The sequence below is a fragment of the Janthinobacterium sp. GW458P genome, assembly GCF_002127585.1.
In the GTDB taxonomy this organism is placed as follows: domain Bacteria; phylum Pseudomonadota; class Gammaproteobacteria; order Burkholderiales; family Burkholderiaceae_D; genus Janthinobacterium.
The window spans coordinates 62,335-79,868 of record NZ_NEGZ01000020.1; the positions used below are offsets into that span (position 1 = coordinate 62,335).

Here is a 17,534-nt window from a genome sequence, read left to right on the forward strand (position 1 = left end):
CCGCGCCGCCAATACTGGATTTACGCCAGCAGGTGTTTCACGCCTTCGCGCTCTTCGGTCAGTTCTTTCAGGGTCAGGTTGATGCGTTCTTGCGAGAATGCATCGATTTCCAGGCCTTGAACGATGGTGTACTCGCCGTTCTCGGTGGTGACCGGGAAGCCGAACACGGTGCCTTCAGGAATGCCGTACGAGCCATCCGACGGCACGCCCATGGTGGTCCACTTGCCGTTCGTGCCCAGCATCCAGTCATGGATGTGGTCGATGGCGGCGTTCGCTGCCGACGCTGCCGACGACAGGCCGCGCGCGTCGATGATGGCCGCGCCGCGCTTGCCGACGGTTGGCAGGAACACGTTGGCGTTCCATTCCTGGTCGTTGATCAGGTCCTTGACGGCCTTGCCGTTGACGGTGGCGAAGCGGTAGTCGGCGTACATGGTTGGCGAGTGGTTGCCCCAGACGGTCAGCTTCTCGATATCCTTGACGGCGGTGCCGGTCTTGGCAGCCACTTGCGACAGGGCGCGGTTGTGGTCCAGGCGCAGCATGGCGGTGAAGTTTTTCGCCGGCAGCGATGGCGCCGATTTCATGGCGATGTAGGCGTTGGTGTTGGCAGGGTTGCCGACCACCAGCACTTTGACATTGCGCGAAGCGACGGCGTCGAGCGCCTTGCCTTGCACGGTGAAGATCTGGGCGTTCGCTTCCAGCAGGTCCTTGCGTTCCATGCCTGGGCCGCGTGGGCGCGCGCCAACCAGTACGGCCACGTCGACATCCTTGAATGCGGTCAGCGGATCGGAGTGGGCGGTCATTTCCGTCAGCAGCGGGAATGCGCAATCGTCGATTTCCATCATCACGCCCTTGAGCGCCTTCTGGGCTTTTTCGTCCGGGATTTCAAGCAGTTGCAAGATGACAGGCTGGTCTTTGCCGAGCATGTCGCCATTGGCGATGCGGAACAACAGGGCGTAGCCGATCTGGCCGGCGGCGCCGGTCACTGCAACACGCATTGGGGTTTTAGCCATGATGAATCTCCAAAAATGGGAAAGAAAACGGGCTTGAAGCTGGGCTTACGCTTATCCGGAAAAACTATAATGATACCAAAACCGGCCGGCGCCACCGAATTGCTGGTGTACGCTGCCGTCACGCTTGTGCTGCACGAAACCAGAGTGGCTGGCCGACAACATAAAACGCTGGCGCATATGTTTTATCGAAGGCAGTTTAGGCCTCTGATCTCTATCTGTCAATCATATCTTATGTCTTATATAAGACAGATAACCGCGTCTGTTTTACTGGACGCGGGCAGTGATTTGTGTTGAAATGTCGGACTATGAATTCCGCCTCGTCCAATCTGACCAACAATGCCACTGCTGCAAGCGGGGCGGTCAGTCCGACCGCGGGCACCCCGGCCACGCCTGCAGCCGTGCCGGCCAGCTCCGTCCCCGTCCCTGTCGCCAGTGTCAATACCACTGTGGCGGCCACGCCCGCAGTCAATGCCTCGCCGACCTTCAGTCCCCTTTACCAGCAGATCAAGGCGCTCATTACGCAGAGCCTGCAATCGGGTGAATGGAAGCCGGGCGAGCTCATTCCCAGCGAAGTCGAACTGGCCGGCCGTTTCAAGGTCAGCCAGGGCACGGTGCGCAAGGCCATCGATGAACTGGCCGCCGAGAATCTCGTCATGCGCCGCCAGGGCAAGGGCACCTTCGTTTCCACCCACCATGAGGCGCGCGCGCACTTCCGCTTCCTGCGCCTGGTGCCGGACGAAGGCGTGCCGCATTACCCTGAAAGCAAGTTCATCGAAGTCAAGCGCGTGCGCGCGCCGGCCGACGTGGCGCGCCTGATGGACCTGAAATCCGGCGACGCCGTGATCTTCATCAAGCGCGTGCAGTATTTCGACGGCGTGCCGACCATCGTCGAGGAGCTGTGGCTGCCGGGCCTGATCTTCAAAGGGCTGACGGCCGAGCGCCTGGTGGAATACAAAGGCCCCATGTATGGCCTGTTTGAGACGGAATTTGGCACGCGCATGATCCGCGCCTCAGAACAGATCCGCGCCGTGTGCGCCGACGCGGGCGCCGCGCAATTGTTAAATATCGACCTCGGCACGCCTTTGCTCAGTTCCGAGCGCGTGTCGTTTACCTACGGCGACAAGCCAGTCGAACTGCGCCGGGGCCTGTACCTGACCAGTCGTCATCATTATCAGAATGAACTCAGCTGAAGCAGCGGGGCGCCCGCGGGCGTCCGGACAAGCTGCAAGGCTGAAGTGCATCGCTTGCAAAGTGCCAGTCGCAAGACGGGCATTGGAGACAGCAGAACGCGCAGGTAAAACATGGCCAGCCCCGGCGGGCCGTGCTTTGCCGGCGGTTCTGTAATTAAATTACGTGAACTACGGAAAGTAGCGCGGTATTTTGTAGTAAAAAACCATTTTGGTTATATGTAACAATAGATATTGGTATGGGTTGCGAAAATCGGCGAAAATCGCGGCTTCAATATTTAGTTGAAATTCAAAGGGGAGGTTTTTGTTATGTCTGAAGCCGTAAGAGAAGTACCAAAAAAAGAACGGCCGCAATTCCGTAACATTCATGTTACCGAATTGTCGAACTACCGCATGGCTGTCGGCGCCATCGTCTCGATCCTGCATCGTATCAGCGGTTTCATCATTTTCGCCTTGCTGCCGTGCATCCTGTACATGCTGGAACTGAGCCTGCGTTCCGAAATGTCCTTCGCTTACTTCCAGGGTATCGCCTCGCACTGGTTCGTCAAGCTGATCACCCTGGGTCTGGTCTGGGCCTTCCTGCACCACTTCTGCGCCGGTATCCGCCACCTGTTCATGGATGTGCACGTCGCCATCGAGAAAGATTCGGCACGCAAGACCGCGTCGTCCGTGCTGGTCGTGAGCCTGGTGTTGACGGCCTTGGTCGCTTTGAAACTGTTTGGAGTATTTTAAACATGGCAGACAATAATATCGGACCGAAACGCCTCGTCGTCGGTGCCCATTACGGCTTGCGCGACTGGCTGGCGCAACGCGTCACCGCCATCGTCATGGTGGCGTATGTCGCCATCTTGCTGATTTCTTTCCTGACCGGCAGCAACTTCAGCTATGAAGGCTGGGCCGGTCTGTTCGCACAGCAGTGGTTTAAATTGTTCAGCCTGGTGACCTTCGTCGCCCTGTTCTACCACGCATGGGTCGGCGTACGCGACATCTGGATGGACTACGTGAAAAGCGCTGGCCTCCGTCTGACCCTGCAAATTGCCACCATGCTGTGGTTGATCGCTTGTGCCGGCTGGACGGTACAGATACTCTGGAGTGTGTAATCGTGGCAGCATATAAATCTGCAATCCCTACCCGCCGCTTTGATGCGGTCATCGTTGGCGCCGGCGGTTCCGGCATGCGCGCGTCGTTGCAGCTGGCTGAAGCCGGCCTGAACGTCGCAGTTCTCTCGAAAGTCTTCCCGACCCGCTCGCACACCGTGGCGGCGCAGGGCGGTATCGGCGCGTCGCTCGGCAACATGGCCGAAGATAACTGGTTCTGGCACATGTTCGACACCGTCAAGGGTGGCGACTATCTGGGCGACCAGGATGCCATCGAATTCATGTGCCGCGAAGCGCCGAAAGTCGTGTACGAGCTGGAACACTTCGGCATGCCGTTCGACCGCAACCCTGATGGCACCATCTATCAGCGTCCGTTCGGCGGCCACACGGCCCACTTCGGCGAAAAGCCGGTGCAGCGCGCCTGCGCGGCAGCCGACCGTACCGGTCACGCCCTGTTGCACACCTTGTACCAGCGCAACGTGCGCGCGCGTACGCACTTCTTCGTCGAGTGGATGGCGCTCGACCTGATCCGTGACGCCGAAGGCGACGTGATCGGTGTTGTTGCGCTGGAAATGGAAACCGGCGAATGCATGATCCTGGAAGCAAAGACGACGGTCATGGCAACGGGCGGCGCAGGCCGCATCTTCGCCGCCTCGACGAATGCCTTCATCAACACCGGTGACGGCATGGGCATGGCGGCACGCGCCGGCCTGCCGCTGCAGGACATGGAATTCTGGCAGTTCCACCCGACCGGCGTGGCCGGCGCGGGCGTGTTGATCACCGAAGGCGTGCGCGGCGAAGGCGGCATCCTGATCAATAGCGAAGGCGAACGCTTCATGGAGCGCTATGCGCCGACCCTGAAGGATCTGGCGCCGCGCGACTTCGTTTCGCGTTCGATGGACCAGGAAATCAAGGAAGGCCGCGGCTGCGGTCCGAACAAGGACCACGTGATGCTGGACCTGCGCCATATCGGCGCCGACACCATCGCCAAGCGCCTGCCGTCGATCCTGGAAATCGGCCACAAGTTCGCCAACGTCGACGCCACCAAGGAACCGATTCCTGTCGTGCCGACGATTCACTACCAGATGGGCGGTATCCCGACGAACATCCACGGCCAGGTCGTCACCCCGACCGGTCCGGACAATTCGGCCAAGGTCGTCAACGGCCTGTACGCGATCGGCGAATGCGCCTGCGTTTCCGTGCACGGCGCCAACCGCCTGGGCACGAACTCGCTGCTCGACCTGGTGGTCTTCGGCCGCGCGGCCGGCAACCACATCGTCAACAGCGGTCTGAAAGCCAAGGAAAACAAGCCTTTGCCAGCCGATGCTGCCGATTTCGCCATGGGCCGTCTGCAGCGCCTGGAAAACTCGACCGGCACGGAAACCGTGCAGGGCGTGGCCAACGACATCCGCGCAACGATGCAGAAGTACTGCGGCGTGTTCCGTACCGACGAGATGCTGAGCAAGGGCGTCGAAGAGATCATGAAGCTTGACGAGCGCCGCAAGCACGTCTCGTTTAAGGATAAATCGATGGTCTTCAACACGGCCCGCGTGGAAGCGCTGGAGCTGGACAACCTGATCGAGACGGCGAAAGCGACCATCGTTTCGGCAGCGGCCCGCAAGGAATCGCGCGGCGCCCACGCCCAGGACGACCATCCGCAACGCGACGACGAGAACTGGATGAAGCACACTCTGTGGTATTCGGAAGGCAACCGACTGGAGTACAAGCCAGTCGTGACCAAGCCGCTGACGGTTGATACCTTCAAACCGAAACCACGTACTTTCTAAGGCTATACCATGGCACGCACTCTCAAATTCAAAATCTACCGCTACGATCCTGACCAGGATGCCAAGCCGTACATGCAAGACCTGACGGTCGAACTGAAAGACACCGACAAGATGCTGCTCGACGCACTGCAGCGCATCAAGGCGGACGTCGATGACTCGCTGGCCCTGCGCCGCTCGTGCCGCGAAGGCGTGTGCGGTTCGGACGCGATGAACATCAACGGCAAGAACGGCCTGGCATGCACCACCAACCTGAACGAACTGTCGGAGCCTATCGTGCTGCGTCCGTTGCCAGGTTTGCCGGTCATCCGCGACCTGATCGTCGACATGACGCAATTTTTCAAGCAGTACGATTCGATCAAGCCTTTCCTGATCAACGACTCGATCCCGCCTGAAAAAGAACGCCTGCAATCGCCGGAACAGCGCGAAGAACTCGATGGCCTGTATGAGTGCATCCTGTGCGCCTGCTGCTCCACGTCGTGCCCGTCGTTCTGGTGGAATCCGGACAAGTTCGTCGGCCCGGCCGGCCTGCTGCAAGCCTACCGCTTCATCGCCGATTCGCGCGACGAAGCCACCGGCGCGCGTCTGGACAACCTGGAAGACCCGTACCGCCTGTTCCGCTGCCATTCGATCATGAACTGCGTCGACGTCTGCCCGAAAGGGTTGAACCCGAACAAGGCGATCGGCAAGATCAAGGAATTGATGGTCCGCCGCGCGATCTGATCCGTCTGATCGCGTCCGCCGGGCGCCGTTTGCGGGAAGAGGGTATCCTCTCTTGCCTGCAGGCGGCGCCTGCAAAGCAGCACCGTGCCGCAAGGCACACGTAAAGTGGTAAACCAAATGACAGAATCAATTTTGTCCTCGCATCAGGCCGACCCGGCCAACCGCGCCCGCCTGCGCTGGCGTTCACGCCGTGGCCTGCTGGAAAACGATATTATCCTGACCCGTTTTCTCGATGCGTATGAAACCGAATTGACCGATGAAGAAGTTGACGCGCTGACGCGTTTGCTGGATTTATCGGACAATGCGTTAATGGATCTGGTACTGGCCCGTAAAGAGCCGGAAGGCGAAGTCGACCTGCCGCATGTGCGCGCACTGCTGCAACGACTGCGCATTGCCTAGACGCCTGGGCGATATATTGCAAACGGTGCGAGTGGCGCGCTGTAGCCCCGCCAGAGCGCGGTGCGAATTGCAGCCAGAATTTTTGATTTTAATTTCGACTCACTCCCGAGAAGGAAGAGCCCATGAATACCTCTGACACAAAAGCTACCCTGTCGTTCTCCGATGGCAGCCCATCGCTTGAATTTCCCATCTACAAAGGCACGGTTGGCCCGGACGTCATCGACATCCGCAAGCTGTACGCCGGTAGCGGCAAGTTCACCTACGACCCAGGCTTTATGTCGACGGCCGCCTGCAACTCGTCGATCACCTATATCGACGGCGACAAGGGCGAGTTGCTGTACCGCGGTTACCCGATCGAACAGTTGGCCGTCAACGCCGACTTCATGGAATCGTGCTACCTGCTGCTGAACGGCGAATTGCCGAACGCGGCGCAGAAAGCCAAGTTCGTCGACACCGTCACCAAGCACACGATGGTGCACGAACAGATGCAATTCTTCTTCCGCGGCTTCCGCCGCGACGCGCATCCGATGTCGGTCCTGGTGGGCACCGTCGGCGCGCTGGCGTCGTTCTACCATGACTCGCTGGACATCAACGACCCGCGTCACCGCGAAGTGTCGGCCATCCGCCTGATCGCCAAGATGCCGACCCTGGTCGCCATGACCTACAAGTATTCGGTCGGCCAGCCGTTCGTGTACCCGCGCAACGACCTGTCGTACAGCGCCAACTTCATGCACATGATGTTCGCCAACCCGTGCGAAGAGTACAAGGTCAACGACGTGCTGGTGCGCGCCCTGGACCGCATCCTGATCCTGCACGCGGACCACGAGCAGAATGCATCGACTTCGACCGTCCGTCTGGCCGGTTCGTCGGGCGCCAACCCGTTCGCCTGTATCGCTGCCGGCATCGCCTGCCTGTGGGGCCCTGCCCACGGCGGCGCCAACGAAGCGGCACTCAACATGCTGAAAGAAATCGGCACGGTCGAGAACATCCCTGCCTTCATCGCGCAAGTCAAGGACAAGAACTCCGGCGTCAAGCTGATGGGCTTCGGTCACCGCGTGTACAAGAACTTTGACCCACGCGCCAAGCTGATGCGTGAAACCTGCTACGAAGTGCTGCAAGAACTGGGTCTGCAGGACGACCCGCTGTTCAAGCTGGCGATGGAACTGGAAAAGATTGCACTGAACGACGAATACTTCGTGTCGCGCAAACTCTACCCGAACGTCGACTTCTACTCGGGCATCGTGCAATCGGCGCTGGGCATTCCTGTGTCGTTGTTTACCGGTATCTTCGCCATGGCCCGCACCATCGGCTGGATCGCCCAGTGGAACGAAATGATCGCCGATCCGGAACAGAAAATCGGCCGTCCGCGCCAGCTGTTCGTCGGTTCGACCACGCGCGAAGTGCTGCCACTGGACAAGCGTTAATCCACGGCTGTATCGAGCAAACAAAAAAAACGGGCTTCGGCCCGTTTTTTTATGCGCGCAGACGAGGTCTGAATCAGCCGAGCGCGGCCAGCAGGGAATGCAGGCACACGCTCGCGCCTTCGAGCGGCAGGCAGGCTTCATCGTGGACGCGGGGCAGGACGATGCGGCGCGGCGCGTTGTGCTTGAGGATGCCGCCCCAGTGAGCGACACGGGCGCCGGCCTGGCGGCGCATCGCCTCGACCGTGGCGCCGCTGGCGAGGATGTGAGCGTGTGGGAAGGCCTGCTGCAGCACGCCCAGGCCGAAATAGGCTTGCGGTTCGGCGGCGCTGATGTAGATGGTGGTCAGGCGCTTGCCGCTGGCGGCGATAGTGTGCGCCAACTGCGACGCATCGTCGCGCAGGAACTGGGCATTGACGAGGATGGCGTCCGCCACGCCGCTCAGCAGCAGCGAAGTGGATGGCGCGCGGCCCAGCACGTCCAGGCGGAAGGTTTCCAGAGGGAGGGAAGGCTGGACGGCGCGTGCAAGCATATGATTCTTTCGATATTCGATACCCTTGTCGCATATTATCCTTTCGACCAGGCGCGAGAAATAGGGTAGATTGCAATACTTAGTTGCATGGATCGGATGAATCAATGGAGAGCCGCAGATGGACCGCATAACCGCCGCGCAAGTATTTGTCGCTATTGCCGAACGCGGCAGCATGGTTGCGGCCAGCGAGGCGCTCAACATGTCGCGCGCCATGGTGACGCGTTATCTGGCCGAGATGGAGCAGTGGGCAGGGGCCCGCCTGCTGCATCGCACCACGCGCCGTTTGAGTCTGACGGATGCGGGCGATGCGACCCTGGCGCGCTGCCGCCAGATGCTCGAGGTGGCCGGCGCCATGGCCGTCACGTCGCCCGGCGGTGCCGATACGCCGCACGGCTTGCTGCGCATAACCTGTTCCCAATCGCTGGCGCAGACGGCGCTGGCCGGCGCAGTGACCGCTTACCTGCGGCGCTACCCGCGCGCCGCCGTCGATCTGCAGATGGAGAACCGCGCCGTCAACCTGGTGGAGCAGCGCATCGACCTGGCGATCCGCATCACGAATGCGCTCGAGCCCAACCTGATCGCGCGCCAGCTGGCCAGCTGCGCCTCGGTGGTGTGCGCCGCACCATCGTATCTGGCGGCGCACGGCACGCCGCGCCGGGCGGAAGACCTGGCCCTGCATAACTGTCTCACGTACACGTATTTCGGCAAGAGCCTGTGGCAGTTCACCCACAATGGGGAAGCGCTCACTGTGCCCGTCAGCGGCCGTCTGTCGGCGAATGAATCGCTGGTCCTGCTGGTGGCGACGGTGGCGGGGGCTGGCATCGCCATGCAGCCCCGTTACTCGGCCGCGCCGCTGATCGCCAGCGGGCAGCTGGTGGAACTGCTGCCCGCCTACCAGCCGCAGGACATGGGCATCTACGGCGTCTACACGTCGCGCCAGCACATGTCGCCCTTGCTGCGCACCATGCTTGACTTCCTGGTGGAATGGTTTGCCGGCGACCCGCAGTGGCTGGCGGCCATTGCCGCGCCCGTGTCGGCAGGCAGGCCACCTGGCCGCAAGCGCCGCGCCGGCAAGGCTGCGGACGTGACGTAAGCGCAATAGTGGCAGGCTTGCAAGCCCGGGAAAATCAACAACACGGCTTACATTTGCTTGCCAAATAAAATTCAACTAGTGGTTGTTGCGTTACAATACCGCGTGCTATTCTAAATGACGGTATGAAGAATGCTGGCGCAATAAAAAAGCCCTTCCCCCACAACTTGATGTGCAATCCGCTAACCGGTCAGGCCGTGTCGCGGAAGGTTAGATTAACCCGCTAATCTCGCGAAGCGCGAAGAAAGGTGAGCAATATGATGCAACAATTTACGTCCAACTCCTACCTGTTCGGTGGGAATGCTCCGTACGTGGAAGATCTGTACGAAGCGTATCTCAATAATCCAGGTTCGGTACCGGACAACTGGCGCGCCTATTTCGACGCCATGCAGCACGTGCCTGCAGTCGATGGCACCAACAAGCCTGACGTGGCGCATGCCTCCGTCGTCGCCTCGTTCGCCGAGCGCGCAAAAGCAGGCCCGATCCGCACAGTGACCGCTTCCTTCGATGCCGAAATGGGCCGCAAGCGCGTCGCCGCCACCCAATTGATCGCCGCATACCGCTACCTGGGCACGCACTGGGCCAACCTGGATCCGCTGCAGCGCCAGGAACGTCCGATGATCCCGGAACTGGAGCCGAGCTTCTACGGCTTCACCGATGCGGACATGGACACCGTGTTCAACATCAGCAATACCTATTTCGGCCCCGAGACCGCCACGCTGCGCGACCTGCTGAACTTCCTGCGCGATACCTACACGCGTTCGATCGGCGCCGAATTCATGTACATCTCCGACCCGGCCGAAAAGCGCTGGCTGCAAGAGAAACTGGAATCGATCCGCTCCACCCCGAATTTCACCCCAGAGAAAAAAATCCACATCCTCGACCGCCTGACCGCGGCTGAAGGCCTGGAACGCTATCTGCACACCCGCTACGTGGGCCAGAAGCGCTTCTCCCTGGAAGGCGGCGAAACCTTCATCGCCTCGATGGATGAAACCATCCAGCGCGCCGGCGAAAAAGGCGTGCAGGAAATCGTCATCGGCATGGCCCACCGCGGCCGCCTGAACGTGCTGGTGAACACCCTGGGCAAGGCGCCGCAGGAACTGTTCGAAGAATTCGAAGGCAAGCATGGCGACGACCTGCCTGCCGGCGACGTGAAGTACCATCAAGGCTTCTCGTCGGACATCTCCACCGCGGGCGGTCCGGTCCACCTGTCGCTGGCGTTCAACCCGTCGCACCTGGAAATCGTCAACCCTGTGGTCGAAGGTTCCGTCAAGGCCCGCATGGATCGCCGCGGCGACGTGCACGGCGCGCAAGTGCTGCCTATCCTGGTGCACGGCGATGCCGCTTTCGCCGGCCAGGGCGTGGTCATGGAAACGCTGAATCTGGCGCAGACCCGCGGCTACGGCACGGGCGGCACGGTGCATATCGTGATCAACAACCAGATCGGTTTCACCACCTCGGACCCGCGCGACTCGCGCTCGACCCTGTACTGCTCGGACGTCGTCAAGATGATCGAAGCGCCGGTCCTGCACATCAACGCCGATGATCCGGAAGCCGTGGTGCTGGCGACGCAGATCGCGCTCGACTACCGCATGGAATTCAAGAAGGACATCGTCCTCGACATCATCTGCTACCGCAAGCTGGGCCACAACGAGCAAGATACGCCGGCACTGACGCAACCGCTGATGTACAAGCGCATCGGCCAGCATCCGGGCACCCGCAAGCTGTACGCGGACAAGCTGGTTGCGCAAGGCGTGATCCCTGCCGATGGCGGCGACAAGATGGTGGCCGCCTTCCGCGACGCCATGGACGCCGGCAAGCACACCGTCGATCCGGTCATCTCGAACTTCAAGAACAAGTACGCTGTCGACTGGCTGCCGTTCCTGAACAAGAAATGGACCGACTCGGCCGATACGGCCGTGCCGATGACGGAACTGAAACGCCTGGCCGCGCGCATCACCACCGTGCCGGAACAGTTCAAGGTCCACTCGCTGGTCGAGAAGGTCCTGGGCGACCGCGCCACCATGGGCCGCGGCGAAATGAACCTGGACTGGGGCATGGGCGAACACCTGGCCTACGCATCGCTGGTATCGTCCGGCTACGCCATCCGCCTGACGGGCCAGGATGCGGGCCGCGGCACCTTCGTGCACCGCCACGCCGTGCTGCATGACCAGAACCGCGAACGCTGGGATGCCGGAACCTACATTCCGCTGCAAAACGTGTCGGACAACCAGGCGCCTTTCACCGTCATCGACTCGGTGCTGTCCGAAGAAGCCGTACTGGCCTTCGAATACGGCTACTCGACCGCTGAACCGAACACGCTGACGATCTGGGAAGCCCAGTTCGGCGACTTCGCCAACGGCGCGCAAGTGGTGATCGACCAATTCATCAGCTCCGGCGAAGTGAAGTGGGGCCGCGCTTCGGGCCTGGTCATGATGCTGCCGCACGGTTACGAAGGCCAGGGTCCTGAGCACTCGTCCGCGCGTCCAGAGCGTTTTCTGCAGCTGTGCGCAGACAACAACATGCAAGTGGTGCAGCCGACGACGGCTTCGCAGATCTTCCATTTGCTGCGCCGCCAGATGGTGCGCCAGTTCCGCAAGCCGCTGGTCATCCTGACGCCGAAGTCGCTGCTGCGCAACAAGGACGCCGGTTCGCCGCTGACCGACCTGGCCAAGGGCGGTTTCCAGACCGTCATCGGCGAAGTCGACGACAAAATCGATGCCAAGAAAGTCAAGCGCGTGGTCGCCTGCTCGGGCAAGGTCTACTACGACCTGGTCAACGCACGCAAGACCCGCGGCCAGACCGACACGGCCATCGTGCGCCTGGAACAGCTGTATCCGTTCCCGCATAAGTCGTTTGCTGCCGAACTGAAGAAGTTCCCGAACCTGGTCGAAGTCGTCTGGGCACAGGACGAGCCGCAAAACCAGGGCGCCTGGTTCCAGATCCAGCACAACATCTTCGAAGGCCTGGAATCGGGTCAGCGTCTGGCCTACGCCGGCCGTCCTGCTTCGGCGTCGCCGGCTGTCGGTTACTATGACAAGCACTACGCCCAGCAAAAAGATCTGCTGGAAACGGCATTTTCGAAGCTGAAAGGTTTTATCCTGACCAAGTAAGGATACCGGGCGCCGTGCGATGCGCATTGCGCCCGATCAACTAGATGATGACGGAGCGCCGCTCCTGCTACGCAGGGGCGGCGCCGCAATAACAAAATAAACGGAGTTTTACATGGCACAAATCGAAGTCAAAGTTCCCCAGTTGTCGGAATCGGTTGCGGAAGCGACCCTGCTGGCATGGCACAAGAAAGTCGGCGAGGCAGTTGCGCGCGACGAAAACATGATCGATATCGAAACCGACAAAGTGGTGCTGGAACTGCCGGCGCCGGCCGCCGGCGTGATCGTGCAGATCATCAAGGATAACGGCGCCACTGTCGTTGCCGGCGAAGTCATCGCCATCATCGACACCGATGGCTCGGCCAAGGTCAGCCCGATGGAAGTGTCCGCCGTGCCTGCGCCAGCCCTGGCTGCCGCCGCCCAAGACTCGGCACCGGCAGTGAACAAGAGCGATGTTGCCATGCCTGCCGCTGCCAAGATCCTGTCTGAAAAAGGCCTGTCCGCCGGCGACGTCGCCGGTTCCGGCAAAGACGGCCGCGTGACCAAGGGCGACGCCCTGGCCGCTTCCGCCAAGCCAGCCGTTGCGCCGCTGGCGCCAGCCGCTGCCAAGCCGGCGCTGCAACAAGTTGCCACGCCGTCGGCCGCCAGCCTGGGCGACCGCCCTGAAGAGCGCGTGCCGATGAGCCGCCTGCGCGCGCGTATCGCCGAGCGCCTGCTGCAATCGCAATCGACGAACGCCATCCTGACCACGTTCAATGAAGTGAACATGCAGCCGGTCATCGACCTGCGCAACAAGTACAAGGACAAGTTCGAGAAAGAGCACGGCGTCAAGCTGGGCTTCATGTCCTTCTTCGTCAAGGCAGCCGTCGCCGCCCTGAAAAAGTACCCGATCATCAATGCCTCCGTTGACGGCAACGACATCGTCTACCACGGCTACTTTGACATCGGCATCGCTGTCGGTTCGCCGCGCGGCCTGGTCGTGCCTATCATCCGCAACGCGGACCAGCTGTCGATCGCCGACATCGAGAAAAAAATCGGTGAATTCGGCGCGAAAGCCAAGGAAGGCAAGCTGACCCTGGACGACCTGACGGGCGGCACGTTCTCGATCTCGAACGGCGGCACCTTCGGCTCCATGCTGTCGMCCCCGATCATCAACCCGCCGCAATCGGCCATCCTGGGCGTGCATGCGACCAAGGACCGCGCCGTTGTCGAAAACGGCCAGATCGTGGTGCGTCCGATGAACTACCTGGCCATGTCCTACGACCACCGCATCATCGACGGCCGCGAAGCCGTCCTGGGCCTGGTGGCGATGAAAGAAGCGCTGGAAGATCCTGCACGCCTGTTGCTGGACCTGTAAGCACTGTAGTCCCCCGGCGTAGCCGCCGGGGCAATGTAGCTGATACCCCTTGCCAGAAGACGCAGCTGGCTGATCTCAATGAAAGAGGATTCCCATGAACGTCTCTGAAGAAATCAAGCGCCTGCACGAATTGCATCTGGCGGGCGCCCTGAGCGACGCGGAATTCGCGCAAGCGAAAGTCAAGCTCTTGAGCAATATCAACCTGGACAAGCCGGACAGCACGTCCGGCGCCGGTGCGGCTGCCGGCCCGGCAAACGACCTGGTGCAGGAATTCAACCGCCTGCGCCGCTCGCGCACCGACCGCTGGCTCGGCGGCGTCTGCGGCGGCCTGGGACGCGCTTCCGGCATGGAAGCGTGGATCTGGCGCCTCGTCTTCGTCCTGTTTACATTGACCTTCGGCTTCGGCGTGGTGATTTACCTTCTATTGTGGATTTTCGTACCAGACGAAGAGATTGGAACAACAAAACATGAGTACTAAACAATTTGACGTAGTTGTCATCGGCGCGGGCCCAGGCGGCTACATCGCCGCCATCCGCGCAGCGCAGCTGGGCTTTTCCGTCGCCTGCGTCGACGAGTGGTCGAACGCCAAGGGCGGCGCCGCGCCTGGCGGCACCTGCACCAACGTCGGCTGCATCCCGTCGAAAGCGCTGCTGCAATCGTCCGAGCATTTCGAACACGCGGGCCACAGCTTTGCCGAGCACGGCATCGACGTCGCCGGCCTGAAGCTGAACCTGGGCCAGATGCTCAAGCGCAAGGACACCGTCGTCAAGCAAAACAACGACGGCATCCTGTACCTGTTCAAGAAGAACAAGATCGCCTTCTTCCACGGCCGCGCCGCTTTCGCTGCCGCCGCCGCTGGCGCGTATGAAATCAGCGTGACGGGCGAAGCCAACGAAACCCTGAGCGCCAAGCACGTGGTCATCGCCACGGGTTCGAACGCGCGCGAACTGCCGGGCGCACCATTCGACGAGAAACTGATCCTGTCGAACACGGGCGCACTGGCCATCGACGCCGTACCCGCCAAGCTGGGCGTCATCGGCGCCGGCGTGATCGGCCTGGAAATGGGCAGCGTCTGGCGCCGCCTCGGTTCCGACGTCACCGTGCTCGAAGGCCTGCCGGTCTTCCTGGGCGCCGTGGACGAGCAGATCGCCAAGGAAGCGTCGAAGCTGTTCACCAAGCAAGGCTTGAAGATCAATCTGGGCTGCAAGATCGGTGCGATCACGCCAGGCAAGAAAGACGTCACCGTGGAATTCGTGGACGCCAAGGGCGAAGCGCAAAAAGCCGTGTTCGACAAGCTGATCATCTCGATCGGCCGCACGCCGAACACGAACGGCCTGGGTGCCGACAAGGTCGGCCTGCAGCTCGACGAGCGCGGCTTCATCGCCGTCGACGGCGACTGCAAGACCAACCTGCCGAACGTCTGGGCAGTGGGCGACGTCGTGCGCGGCCCGATGCTGGCGCACAAGGCCGAAGAAGAAGGCGTTGCCGTGGCCGAGCGTATCGCCGGCCAGCATGGCCACACCAACTTCAACACGATTCCTTGGGTGATCTACACCTCGCCGGAAATCGCGTGGGTCGGCAAGACCGAGCAAACCCTGAAGGCCGAAGGCATTGCCTACAAAGCCGGCACCTTCCCGTTCATGGCCAACGGCCGTGCGCGCGCGCTGGGCGACACCTCGGGCATGGTGAAATTCCTGGCCGATGCGACCACCGATGAAATCCTCGGCGTGCATATCGTCGGCCCGATGGCGTCGGAACTGATTTCCGAAGCCGTCGTGGCGATGGAATTCAAGGCTTCGGCCGAAGACATCGCGCGCATCTGCCACGCCCATCCATCCCTGTCGGAAGCGACCAAGGAAGCGGCACTGGCCGTAGACAAGCGTACGTTGAACTTCTAAGAACATCCGGCAAAACCTGCTGCGCGTCGTAATTTGTGGTTTGTGATGCTCACTGTACCTTCGTACAGTTGCGCTTCTCGACCACAACTTCCTTCCGCTCGCTACGGTTTTGTCAGGCGTTGTAAACCAGTAGAGTACTTCGCAGCGGGCCGGCAAAGCAGTTTCTGCCTTGCCGGCCCGTTTGCGCTATGTCAAGAATCCCTGTTGAATCGAATCCCATGAACGTTGAAGAGTTTTACCAGCACGCGTTGCAGAAGCGCGATTTCAAGGCCGATGCCGCCCAGCGGCGCGCGGTCGACCGCCTGCAGCTGTGCTATGACGAGTGGGTGGCCTACAAGGGCCAGCGCTCGAGCACCTTCAAGCGCCTGATCAACCGTCCTGCCGTGCCCAGGGGCGTGTACATGTGGGGTGGGGTAGGGCGCGGCAAGTCGTTCCTGATGGACAGTTTTTATTCGGTCGTGCCCCTGGTGCGCAAGACGCGATTGCACTTCCACGAATTCATGCGCGGCGTGCACCAGCAGCTCGACGAATTGAAGGGCGTGGCCGACCCGCTCGATGAAGTTGCCAAGCGCATCGCCAAGAAATACCGCTTGATCTGTTTCGATGAATTCCACGTCTCGGACATCGCCGATGCGATGATCCTGTACAACCTGCTGTCGGCCCTGTTCGACAACGGCGTGTCCTTCATCATGACCTCGAATTACGACCCGGACCTGCTGTATCCGGATGGCCTGCACCGCGACCGCATGCTGCCGACCATCGCGCTGCTCAAGGCCAAGCTGGACGTGATGAACGTCGACGCCGGCGTCGATTACCGCGGTCGTGCGCTGGAGCAGGTGGAAAGCTACTACACGCCGCTGGGCGCGGCCACCGACCGCGCGCTGCGCGAGGCCTACGCGCGCATCGCCGAGACGGCCGACGAAGATGCGCACATCCGCATCGAGAGCCGCGAAATCCACTGCCTGCGGCGCGCCGGCGGCATCATCTGGTTCGATTTCGCCACCCTGTGCGGCGGCCCCCGCTCGCAAAATGATTACCTGGAAATCGCCAGCCGCTTCCATACAGTGATATTGTCCGGCATACCGGCCATGTCGGCGGCGCAGTCGTCCGAGGCGCGCCGCTTCACGTGGCTGATCGACGTGTTCTACGACCAGAAGGTCAAGCTGATCATGTCGGCCGAAGTGGCGCCGGAGCAGCTATACACGAATGGCATGCTGGCCAACGAGTTTCACCGTACCGTTTCGCGTATCATCGAGATGCAATCGCGCGAATACATGGAAAAAGAACAGCGCGGCGCGGCCGACGCGATCGTTTGAGGCAGGAAGAATGAATATGATGGCAAAAACACTATACCAGCTGGCGGCAGGCGTTGGCCTGGCCCTGGCCTTGTCCGCCTGCGCCCACCAGGGCAGCGCGGCATTGGATGAGGTCGGCGTGCCGCAGGTGCCCGCCACCTTGTCCATCGACGAGGCCGATGCCAAGCTCAAGCTGGCAGCCAGCGAGCGCGAGGCGGCCGAGGACGAGTATGCCGCGCGCGAGCAGGAATGCTACAGCAAGTTCTTCGTGAACAGCTGCCTGGACAAGGCCAAGGAAAAGCGCCGCCTGATCCTCGTGCGCCTGCGCGCCATCGAGGCTGAAGCGAATCACTTCAAGCGCGCCGAGTCCGTGCGCCTGCGCGATATCGACCTGGCCCGGACGCAGGAGGATGCGCGTCTCGATGCCGAGCAGCGCGCCGCCGCCTTGCCCAAGCCCGTGAAAGTGGTCGCGCCCGAGCCGGAACCACCCAAGCCGCAAGGCAAGAGCGTGGCCGAGCGCGAAGCCGAACATGCGGCCAAAGTGAAAAAGCAGGCCGCCGACGATGCCGCCGAGGCGCCGCGCCGCGCGGCCCGCGAAGCGGCGTTTGCCCGCAAGCAGGCCGAGGCCGCG

16 protein-coding genes are annotated in these 17,534 nt (G+C 61.3%); 14 read left to right on the forward strand and 2 right to left on the reverse strand.

Annotated elements, in window-relative coordinates; all coding sequences use genetic code 11:
- Nucleotides 1–20 precede the first annotated feature (20 nt).
- Nucleotides 21–1,010: a malate dehydrogenase gene (locus tag CBW50_RS13465; RefSeq protein WP_086146037.1), complete on the reverse strand. Its 990-nt coding sequence runs from the start codon at nt 1,008–1,010 to the stop codon at nt 21–23.
- Nucleotides 1,011–1,315: 305 nt separating this feature from the next.
- Between CBW50_RS13465 and CBW50_RS13470 the strand changes: the two genes are divergently transcribed.
- The 7 genes from CBW50_RS13470 (at nt 1,316) to gltA (ending at nt 7,624) form a co-directional block, all read left to right on the forward strand.
- The gene (locus CBW50_RS13470; RefSeq protein ID WP_086146038.1) at nt 1,316–2,200 is read left to right on the forward strand and encodes a GntR family transcriptional regulator; all 885 of its coding nucleotides are present in this window, start codon (nt 1,316–1,318) and stop codon (nt 2,198–2,200) included.
- A 306-nt stretch (nt 2,201–2,506) separates the two neighbouring features.
- Nucleotides 2,507–2,929 (forward strand): succinate dehydrogenase, cytochrome b556 subunit, encoded by a 423-nt coding sequence (gene sdhC, locus CBW50_RS13475; protein ID WP_086146039.1) that lies wholly within the window; start codon nt 2,507–2,509, stop codon nt 2,927–2,929.
- 2 nt (nt 2,930–2,931) lie between these two features.
- Entirely contained in the window at nt 2,932–3,297 is a 366-nt protein-coding gene (gene sdhD, locus CBW50_RS13480; RefSeq protein ID WP_034752078.1) for a succinate dehydrogenase, hydrophobic membrane anchor protein, read from the forward strand.
- 2 nt (nt 3,298–3,299) lie between these two features.
- On the forward strand, nt 3,300–5,081 hold the full coding sequence (gene sdhA / locus CBW50_RS13485) for a succinate dehydrogenase flavoprotein subunit (protein ID WP_086146040.1): 1,782 nt from the start codon (nt 3,300–3,302) through the stop codon (nt 5,079–5,081).
- Between the two features lie 9 nt (nt 5,082–5,090).
- A complete protein-coding gene (locus tag CBW50_RS13490; RefSeq protein WP_034752075.1) occupies nt 5,091–5,801 on the forward strand; it encodes a succinate dehydrogenase iron-sulfur subunit in 711 nt (236 codons plus the stop codon).
- Nucleotides 5,802–5,918: 117 nt separating this feature from the next.
- Nucleotides 5,919–6,200 carry a succinate dehydrogenase assembly factor 2 gene (locus CBW50_RS13495; protein WP_034752073.1) on the forward strand — a complete coding sequence of 94 codons (282 nt, stop codon included), beginning with the start codon at nt 5,919–5,921 and terminating at the stop codon, nt 6,198–6,200.
- Nucleotides 6,201–6,322: 122 nt separating this feature from the next.
- Complete coding sequence (gltA, locus tag CBW50_RS13500) at nt 6,323–7,624, forward strand: citrate synthase (RefSeq protein WP_086146041.1); 1,302 nt, start codon at nt 6,323–6,325, stop codon at nt 7,622–7,624.
- Nucleotides 7,625–7,697: 73 nt separating this feature from the next.
- Here gltA and CBW50_RS13505 read toward each other — a convergent pair whose 3' ends face one another.
- A complete protein-coding gene (locus CBW50_RS13505; RefSeq protein WP_086146042.1) occupies nt 7,698–8,153 on the reverse strand; it encodes a hypothetical protein in 456 nt (151 codons plus the stop codon).
- 118 nt (nt 8,154–8,271) lie between these two features.
- Between CBW50_RS13505 and CBW50_RS13510 the strand changes: the two genes are divergently transcribed.
- The 7 genes from CBW50_RS13510 to CBW50_RS13540 form a co-directional block, all read left to right on the forward strand.
- On the forward strand, nt 8,272–9,246 hold the full coding sequence (locus tag CBW50_RS13510; protein WP_086146043.1) for a LysR family transcriptional regulator: 975 nt from the start codon (nt 8,272–8,274) through the stop codon (nt 9,244–9,246).
- 254 nt (nt 9,247–9,500) lie between these two features.
- Nucleotides 9,501–12,356, forward strand: coding sequence for a 2-oxoglutarate dehydrogenase E1 component (locus CBW50_RS13515; protein ID WP_086146044.1), 2,856 nt, complete (start codon nt 9,501–9,503; stop codon nt 12,354–12,356).
- Nucleotides 12,357–12,468: 112 nt separating this feature from the next.
- Nucleotides 12,469–13,710 carry a 2-oxoglutarate dehydrogenase complex dihydrolipoyllysine-residue succinyltransferase gene (gene odhB, locus CBW50_RS13520; protein WP_086146045.1) on the forward strand — a complete coding sequence of 414 codons (1,242 nt, stop codon included), beginning with the start codon at nt 12,469–12,471 and terminating at the stop codon, nt 13,708–13,710.
- Between the two features lie 94 nt (nt 13,711–13,804).
- The gene (locus CBW50_RS13525; protein WP_086146046.1) at nt 13,805–14,188 is read left to right on the forward strand and encodes a PspC domain-containing protein; all 384 of its coding nucleotides are present in this window, start codon (nt 13,805–13,807) and stop codon (nt 14,186–14,188) included.
- Entirely contained in the window at nt 14,178–15,608 is a 1,431-nt protein-coding gene (gene lpdA / locus CBW50_RS13530; protein ID WP_035820749.1) for a dihydrolipoyl dehydrogenase, read from the forward strand. The genes CBW50_RS13525 and lpdA overlap by 11 nt, the downstream gene beginning before the upstream one ends.
- Before the next feature lie 218 nt (nt 15,609–15,826).
- Nucleotides 15,827–16,924 (forward strand): cell division protein ZapE, encoded by a 1,098-nt coding sequence (gene zapE, locus CBW50_RS13535; RefSeq protein WP_086146047.1) that lies wholly within the window; start codon nt 15,827–15,829, stop codon nt 16,922–16,924.
- Between the two features lie 16 nt (nt 16,925–16,940).
- Nucleotides 16,941–17,534, forward strand: a 594-nt coding sequence (locus CBW50_RS13540; RefSeq protein WP_139842503.1) for a hypothetical protein, incomplete at its 3' end; no start/stop codon positions are given.

Coding starts and splice junctions, on each gene's coding strand:
- CBW50_RS13465 (WP_086146037.1), bottom strand. CDS start 1,010: ATGGCTAAAACCCCAATGCGTGTTGCAGTGACCGGCGCCGCCGGCCAG.
- CBW50_RS13470 (WP_086146038.1), top strand. CDS start 1,316: ATGAATTCCGCCTCGTCCAATCTGACCAACAATGCCACTGCTGCAAGC.
- sdhC (WP_086146039.1), top strand. CDS start 2,507: ATGTCTGAAGCCGTAAGAGAAGTACCAAAAAAAGAACGGCCGCAATTC.
- sdhD (WP_034752078.1), top strand. CDS start 2,932: ATGGCAGACAATAATATCGGACCGAAACGCCTCGTCGTCGGTGCCCAT.
- CBW50_RS13490 (WP_034752075.1), top strand. CDS start 5,091: ATGGCACGCACTCTCAAATTCAAAATCTACCGCTACGATCCTGACCAG.
- CBW50_RS13495 (WP_034752073.1), top strand. CDS start 5,919: ATGACAGAATCAATTTTGTCCTCGCATCAGGCCGACCCGGCCAACCGC.
- gltA (WP_086146041.1), top strand. CDS start 6,323: ATGAATACCTCTGACACAAAAGCTACCCTGTCGTTCTCCGATGGCAGC.
- CBW50_RS13505 (WP_086146042.1), bottom strand. CDS start 8,153: ATGCTTGCACGCGCCGTCCAGCCTTCCCTCCCTCTGGAAACCTTCCGC.
- CBW50_RS13510 (WP_086146043.1), top strand. CDS start 8,272: ATGGACCGCATAACCGCCGCGCAAGTATTTGTCGCTATTGCCGAACGC.
- CBW50_RS13515 (WP_086146044.1), top strand. CDS start 9,501: ATGATGCAACAATTTACGTCCAACTCCTACCTGTTCGGTGGGAATGCT.
- CBW50_RS13525 (WP_086146046.1), top strand. CDS start 13,805: ATGAACGTCTCTGAAGAAATCAAGCGCCTGCACGAATTGCATCTGGCG.
- lpdA (WP_035820749.1), top strand. CDS start 14,178: ATGAGTACTAAACAATTTGACGTAGTTGTCATCGGCGCGGGCCCAGGC.
- zapE (WP_086146047.1), top strand. CDS start 15,827: ATGAACGTTGAAGAGTTTTACCAGCACGCGTTGCAGAAGCGCGATTTC.